This window comes from Brevibacillus sp. LEMMJ03, assembly GCF_007197875.1.
In the GTDB taxonomy this organism is placed as follows: Bacteria; Bacillota; Bacilli; order Brevibacillales; family Brevibacillaceae; genus Brevibacillus; species Brevibacillus thermoruber.
The window spans coordinates 25642-32846 of sequence record NZ_VKJN01000028.1 but is presented as its reverse complement, the minus strand read 5'-3'; the positions used below and the strand labels follow the sequence as shown (position 1 = coordinate 32846).

6 protein-coding genes, 1 tRNA gene and 1 rRNA gene are annotated in these 7205 nt (G+C 49.9%); all 8 read right to left on the bottom strand.

The window, feature by feature from the left end:
- Positions 1–64, bottom strand: a 16S ribosomal RNA gene (locus FOI68_RS21790); the annotation flags it as partial.
- 259 nt (positions 65–323) lie between these two features.
- Positions 324–410 (bottom strand) — tRNA-Leu (locus tag FOI68_RS21785).
- Positions 411–1690: 1280 nt separating this feature from the next.
- Complete coding sequence (locus tag FOI68_RS21780; protein WP_035299305.1) at positions 1691–2626, bottom strand: cation diffusion facilitator family transporter; 936 nt, start codon at positions 2624–2626, stop codon at positions 1691–1693.
- A gap of 312 nt (positions 2627–2938) precedes the next feature.
- Positions 2939–3355: a PaaI family thioesterase gene (locus FOI68_RS21775; RefSeq protein ID WP_035299304.1), complete on the bottom strand. Its 417-nt coding sequence runs from the start codon at positions 3353–3355 to the stop codon at positions 2939–2941.
- Between the two features lie 57 nt (positions 3356–3412).
- Positions 3413–4396, bottom strand: coding sequence for a hydroxyacid dehydrogenase (locus FOI68_RS21770; RefSeq protein ID WP_143864294.1), 984 nt, complete (start codon positions 4394–4396; stop codon positions 3413–3415).
- Positions 4397–4400: 4 nt separating this feature from the next.
- Complete coding sequence (locus tag FOI68_RS21765; RefSeq protein ID WP_143864293.1) at positions 4401–4991, bottom strand: flavin reductase family protein; 591 nt, start codon at positions 4989–4991, stop codon at positions 4401–4403.
- A 41-nt stretch (positions 4992–5032) separates the two neighbouring features.
- The gene (locus tag FOI68_RS21760; protein ID WP_044900135.1) at positions 5033–5713 is read right to left on the bottom strand and encodes a CoA transferase subunit A; all 681 of its coding nucleotides are present in this window, start codon (positions 5711–5713) and stop codon (positions 5033–5035) included.
- A 50-nt stretch (positions 5714–5763) separates the two neighbouring features.
- Complete coding sequence (locus FOI68_RS21755) at positions 5764–7167, bottom strand: hypothetical protein (protein WP_143864292.1); 1404 nt, start codon at positions 7165–7167, stop codon at positions 5764–5766.
- Between the last annotated feature and the right edge of the window lie 38 nt (positions 7168–7205).

The window sequence follows — 7205 nt, the reverse complement described above, 5'->3', positions numbered from 1 at the left end:
CGACTTGCATGTATTAGGCACGCCGCCAGCGTTCGTCCTGAGCCAGGATCAAACTCTCCAATAAAGTTGAGTTGAATCGTTAGCTTCAAGAAAAAGAATTGCTAGGCTCGTTCAACGCTTTCGCTGTTCAGTTTTCAAGGAGCATTTCACGCCTTTCGCTTCATCATTTCAGAAGCGAAGGACTTTACTATAACATGTCTGCGGCAGCAAATCAACGGTAATCTTTGCATAACTTCTTGATTTGCAGCCCCCGTCTCTCAAAGGAGACAGGATTTTATTTTACCACGTTCCCACGAAAAATCAACTTGTAAGTTCTGGGAATTTGGTGCGGTCGAGAGGACTTGAACCTCCACGGTGTTGCCACCACTAGAACCTGAATCTAGCGCGTCTGCCAATTCCGCCACGACCGCATGTTATAGTCACATCAACATTTTGTATCACAGGACTAAAATATAGCATGCTCGATCCAAAAATGCAAGAGGGATTTTCAAAAAAAATTTCTACCCGCCATTCGTCGCCAAAAAGTGAAGAATCGGCAAGCGATCTGCCAGCACCTTCGTTGTCCCGTTCGGGAAGCAAAACCGTATTCACCTGCGGAAAAATCGGGGAACCCTAACAAAACCAGCGGGGGCAAGTGAATCGGGTGCAAGTGAAACGAATGCCCCAGGTATCCCCTTGAACTGCTGTCCCCTCCCTACTTCACTTCCCTATGTGGAACGGCCGTTTCCGCCCGCTCACCTGCTGCGAAAAAAAGCCCAGGCAGCGCAATTCCTCCGGATCTCGTCCTGGCTCTCGTATCACCGTACATCCGACAGGCGATCACTTCTTTTTCACAACATGGAAAACGGTAACCAAAAGTACACTGGCAGAGATAAGCATCACAAACGAACCATAGTTAAAATACACGGTATTTGTGAATATGTTTAGACTCCCCATTATGTCTTTGGCATAATCAGCAGGATGACCATTCACAATCATTTCGGCTGTTTTCTTGTATTGATCTTTCCAATAGAAGGAACCCAAGACGAGCAAGATGAACGGGATTCCTAATCTGTATCGCATCCTTTTGTTCGTGCTGCACTTGAGGAGGAGATATTTGTTTATGAGATAGGCGAGATATAAGCTGCTGAATAGATATGGGATGATGAATAGGAAAGCCGGGTTCCCATTTCCGGAAGAACCTGCTTTTTTTAGAGTGAACATGTCAATCAGATACAAGAACGCCACACATAAGATAAAGAATATCTTTATCTTAGTGTGTAGACAAAGTGGCTGCTGGGGGGAGAAGCACGTTTCCGTCATCCGCTCCGTGCTCGCCCAGCAAGGAAGCATAGACTGCACGCTCCGCATCGATTTGCGGGGGATCGCCAAAGTCGCATCGCTACGAAGCCCATTCAGGTGGCGCTCCTTTTTCCCGCAAATCGCTGCTCCGCTCGGTAGGGCTCACAAGTCGCTCTGCCTGGAAACATGCTTCTCCTTCGATGCAGTCGGTTTGTCTTCAGTCTGAGATAAAGAATATCTTTATCTGCGTTTGAATGTTCATTGTACCCCCCCTGGGATTCTCGAACTCCCACAAAACGCTGTGGGAGTTCGGGAAAGATTTGCGGACACCAGCGCCGGGACATCACCCGGGAGCCGCTCGATTTTTTTGACCCGATCGTCCGGAATGGATGCAGGGGCGGGAGCAGCCTTATGCCCGCTGAAGCATGAACTGTTTGCCGTATTCGCCATGATCGTGCATGGCCGGATGTTCAATTTGAATCGTCGTGTGTGCGATGCCGTATTTCGTCTTCAGGATGTGATTGATGGCCAGGATCACGCAGAACGGTTGAATGTCTTCGCGAACAAACACGTGCGCCGTCAGCGAATAGTGATCGGTGGAAATCGACCACAGATGCAGTTCATGCACGTCCTCCACCCCTTCCACCCCGTTGATGTCGCGGCGGATGGCGTCCAGATCGAACTTCTCGGGTACCGATTCCATCAAAATCAGGTGGGATTCGCGAATGATTTTGGCCCCGCCGGCAAAAATGATCCCCCCGATAATCATGCTGATCAACGGGTCAAAGAAGGAATAGCCCGTCACGTGAATCAGAACGGCAGAGGTGATGACGCCAACGGAACTGAGCAGGTCTCCGATAAAGTGCCAGAGCGCGCTCTTCACATTGAGATTTTCTTCCTCCCTGGTACTCCGGCTTAATACGACGGTCAGCACGAGGTTCACGACCAATCCGATGGACGCGATCAAGAGCATCAACTGCAGATCAACCTCCTGCGGGTGAATCATCCGCTTGATGCTCTCGACGATGATCCCGACGGCAATCACGGCGAGCGCCAACCCGTTCAGAAACGACGCGATGATCTCAAAACGAAGAAAGCCGAACGTATATTTCTGATTCGGTTTCCGGGCAGCCATGTATATGGCGGCCATGCTCAACCCCAGCGCGATCACATCGGAGATCATGTGGGCCGAATCAGACAGGAGCGCGAGCGAATTGGACATCAGACCTCCGACAATTTCAACGATCGTAAAAAACAGGGTCAGCATCAGGGTGAACCACAGCGTTTTCTTTGATGTCTGCTGCTCTTTGACGTGATTCAGGTGATGGTAATCTTCATAGTTCATAAGAGCCAGCCTCCACAAATTTTTTATAAATACTATAAGATAATAACTATTTTAATTATAACCGTTTATACCCCGCTCCTCAAATGAACGTTTTATGGATCATACAAGTAATATTCATTCGCAACGGGTATGGGAAGCCCAAAACAGAAAAGAGCCTTCTTCCCGCCCTGTCAGACTGGAGAAGGCTCTTCTCGATTGTGTCCCTGATGTCACTGCCGACTTATTTTTGACCCAACAACGTCCTGCAGAAAAGAAAATAGCCAGGAATCTCAGCAATTCCCGGCCATTAGTAAACGGTCCGCCTCTTGACTGCTATTTGTTTCTTACCATTTTAAATGTACCTGTCGAGTGAGCGAGCGGGTTCTCTTCATCATCATAAATATAAGCTTCCGCAGTCGCCAGGCTTTTGCCCATGCTGATGATCCTCCCCTTGCTCCACAGATTTCCTTGGTTAGTCGCCTTTAGATAGTGAATATTCATATTCACGGTAACCACCGGATATCCGGCCAAACTGCGGACGGTGAAGCCCATGGTCGTATCCAGGATGGAGGCATAGACGCCGCCGTGAACGCTCCTTACCACATTCAAAAAGTCTGGGCGAATCGCCAGTTTGAGCTGAACTTCTCCCGGCTCGATGCGATGTGCCTCCAGCCCCAGCCAATTCCAAAATGGACTTTCCTCAAATTTTGTCAATGCTTCTGCAAGTAGCGGATCCTTTTGACAGCTCATCGCATGGCTCCTTTCCCTTGTATCATCGCACGTCTCTTCCCCTATGCTGTTCAATGCCTAGGACAAAACCTGGGGATTTACGATAGGTTTGGGTGTTTTTCCATCTAAAAAATCGAGAATGTTGCGTGCTACCATTCCAGCGGACAATCTGGACGCTTCCTCGGTGATTCCGCCGACATGAGGGGTAAGAACAACATTCTCCAGTTCATGAAAAGGAATGTCAGGCGTGGGTGGTTCATGGGTGAACACATCCAGCGCAGCTCCTGCGATGCGCTTTTCCTTCAGGATCTGATAGAGATCCTCTTCGTTCACGACAGCTCCACGAGCCGTATTGATGAAATAGGCACCAGGCTTCATCAGGTTCAGCAATTGTTTGTCGATCAGTCCGCGCGTGCTATCCGTCAGCGGTATATGAATGGAGATCACGTCCGCACTGCGAAAAACTTCGGCAAGGTCGGTAGTCAATGTGACGCCGATTTTGGCAGCTGCTTCTATCTTGTCTTCACTGTAGCTTCGGACGTAGCTGACCACCTTCATACCCAATCCGAGGCTGCACACCTTGGCTACATGTCGCGCAATCTCTCCCCATCCCACGAGACCCAACACTTTTCCTCTCAATTCGTGGGTAAATACATGGCTGCGGATCTGAAAATTCATCTTTCTCATCTCTTGATCGAAGAAAACGATTTTCTTGGAGAGTGCAAACAGTAACGCCACCGCATGTTCAGCGGTAGACTCCGCATTCACTTTGGGCGCATGCAGGACTGCAATCCCTTTTTCCGTCGCATAGTCAACGTCAATGTTGTCTACGCCGACACCCGCTCCGGAAATAACCCTGACAGACGGGGCGGCATCAATAATGTCACGCGTAATTCGTGCCGGAGCACGCAAAATGATCCCTTCCACATTCGGATGATGACGGAGAGCGGAGATGATCGATTCTGTCTGATAATTATCGACGCGGATGACCTCCGCATTCTCCGCCAGCCATTTCTCCGCGTCAGGATGGTACATGGACAAAATTTGCATAATTTTATGCATCGTTTCACCTTCTTGTCACGGGGAACACATCCGTCGTTCTCACGTAGCTTCCGGCCATTCTCCCCACGGCCTTTAACTTCGTATGATCGATCTTGCAATTTGGCACGTACACCTCTTCGGCGATGTGGAAGGTAACAACTTGGCCGATCACGAGACGAAAGTCCGCCCCTAAAGCCAAACATTCATACAGTTTACACTCCATCGAAATCTTGGCTTCTTTCACCCGTGGCGGTTTGACGATGATCGATGGTTCCGGGGTCAATCCCACTTGTTCGAATTCATTGACGGATGCCTCAAATTCGATCGCCGACCGATCCATCTGTTCGACCAATTCCTCGCTTACCGAATTGATGACGAATTCCTTCGTCGTCTCGATGTTCACCATCGTATCTTTTTTCCGATTTTTGTGCCTTCCGATGGAAACACATACCAATGGGGGCTCGCTGGAGATGGCTGTGTAGAAGCTAAATGGCGCCACATTCAGAGTGCCCTCCTCGCTGATGGTGGAAATCCAGGCGATGGGCCGCGGGACGACGATTCCTGTTAACAGCTTGTAGACGTCCTTTCTTGCCAAGTCATCCGGTTTGAATTGCATGAAATCACCTCCCCGCTTGATGCTTTAGCTGATGCGCTTCCCTAGATCATGTAACGGCCTCCTACTTTTTTATATTTGTTCAGAACCACATAATCGACATAGACATGGGGGGTACGGATGGCTTCCGGAGCCAGATCCCCAGGTTCCACGATCTCGTCCACTTCGGCAATCACGATGTTCCCTGCCGTCGCCATCGGAGGATTGAAGTTCATGGCTGTTTTGTAATAGACCAGATTCCCCAGATGATCTGCTTGATGTGCCTTAATCAGAGAGACATCCGCTTTGAGCGCTTTTTCAAATACGTACAGCTCGCCGTCAATTTCCTTCAGTTCCTTCCCTTCAGCCAGCTTAGTGCCCACGGACGTTTTGGTGTAGAAGCCGCCGATTCCCGCTCCACCCGCACGGATCGCTTCCGAGAATGTTCCCTGCGGGATCAGCTCGATCTCCAGTTCACCCTTTTTCCATGCCTCCACCGCATCCCGGTTCGTCGTGAAGTAAGAGCCAATGGCTTTCTTGATGGCACCGGTAAGGAGAAGCTTCCCCAGTCCTCTGCCGGGCTCCCCTAAATTGTTGCTGATAATCGTCAGTTCCTTTGCGGTATGTCTGGTTAATTCATCGATGAGTGTCAATGGGGCGCCGGACAGACCGAATCCCCCTACCATCACCACATCTCCCGTTTTGACCAATTTCACTGCCTGTTCCGGGCTCAATAATTTCTTCATGGTTACTCCTCCCCTTCCGCATAGTGCTCATTCCACGGCAACCGTATGACTTACAGCAAGAGCTGATTGATGGCATAAACAAATCCAGTCGTCAGGAGAATGGCCGTTAGGGCATATCCGTAGTTCCTCCCCAACCCAACCGTAAAAGAATTTTCCCGCAAAAGAATGCCCAGGGTGATAGTAACCGGGGTGACAGGTGAGACGATCGTGGATATGGACCAGGAGGCCATCAGCAGAATTCCGAACGCTACCGGATGCAGCCCGATCAGCGCCGGATCGATCGACGTGGCCAGAACCGTCACGGTAATAATCTGATGGATGCCAATCACCGACAAAATGACAGGTAACACCACGAACAGAAGAATCCTGGCAATCGGCCAAAGCTCATCGAACTTCTGTACCTGTTCAACCAAGAGAACATGAAAGGGGGTATGAAGCAAAATCACCCCCAAAAAACCGGCACTTAAAAAAAGAATCACTTCGTTGCCGATGGAAGGCAGAAGCTTGTACAGGTATTCCTTGGCGCCCTCCATTAACCGTGCCTCTTTTCCCAGATAAAGCATCCAGATGACCGTCACAAACATGCTGACGTAAGCTACGAGAACCATCACCTTTATGCCGGTCCATTTCTCAAGAAGAATGAGGCTTACCAGCATGGCTGCCATGAGGACCGCAAGTTGTGTTACCTTTTTCCGGTCCTCGGGGGTGCACGGTGACAGTACCGGTCCTTGTATGTTCGCCCGATCCTCATCCGACTCTGCGGTGAACGCGGCGGACTGTCTGTTCATCTGCGCCATTCCCATCACATTGCCGGTCAGAAACAGGAGCAGCGCCTCGGAAATGGCAAACGGCGCGAAGTCACTATAGTTTAGATGCAGGGACTTGTTGACCAGCGCGACCGATGCGAAATAGGGCGACCACATAATCGTGGAGATAAATCCGATCAGCAGGGCCCTTCCCACCCAATCCCGGCGATAGGGTACGCCTTTGAGGAACCCGTACAGGAGGCGGATTGCCCCCAGGTTCAAGATGGAACCAATCACAAACGTGATGGCAGAGATGAACGCAAAAAACGCTTTTTTCTTTTCTGAATAAAGCAACAGCACCCGCTCCAGGCTGTGCAAATATCCTCCGTACTGAATCGGCAGACTGAGCAAAGGGACAAAAGCGAACAAGGTAATCAGATTCAGGTTAAACAGCACGGCATCCTGCCAGACCGCCCATTCCAGATCGTAGACCCAAAAGAGCAGGTGGCCAACGCCGAGCATACAGACACTGATCCACAGTGTGATTCCTCTTACATGTGGAAACAACAGAAGCGTCATACCAACACAACATGCAACGACGATTCTTTGCATCCAATCATCCTGAATGATTTGAATGGCAAGATAGCCCAGAGCCACTGCAACGATCATGATTCCCTGAATGTTTTGCAGTGACTTCACTGCTCTCATGCTTTGCGCCTCCTTAGACCTTCCTTCCAGCGCGAAAA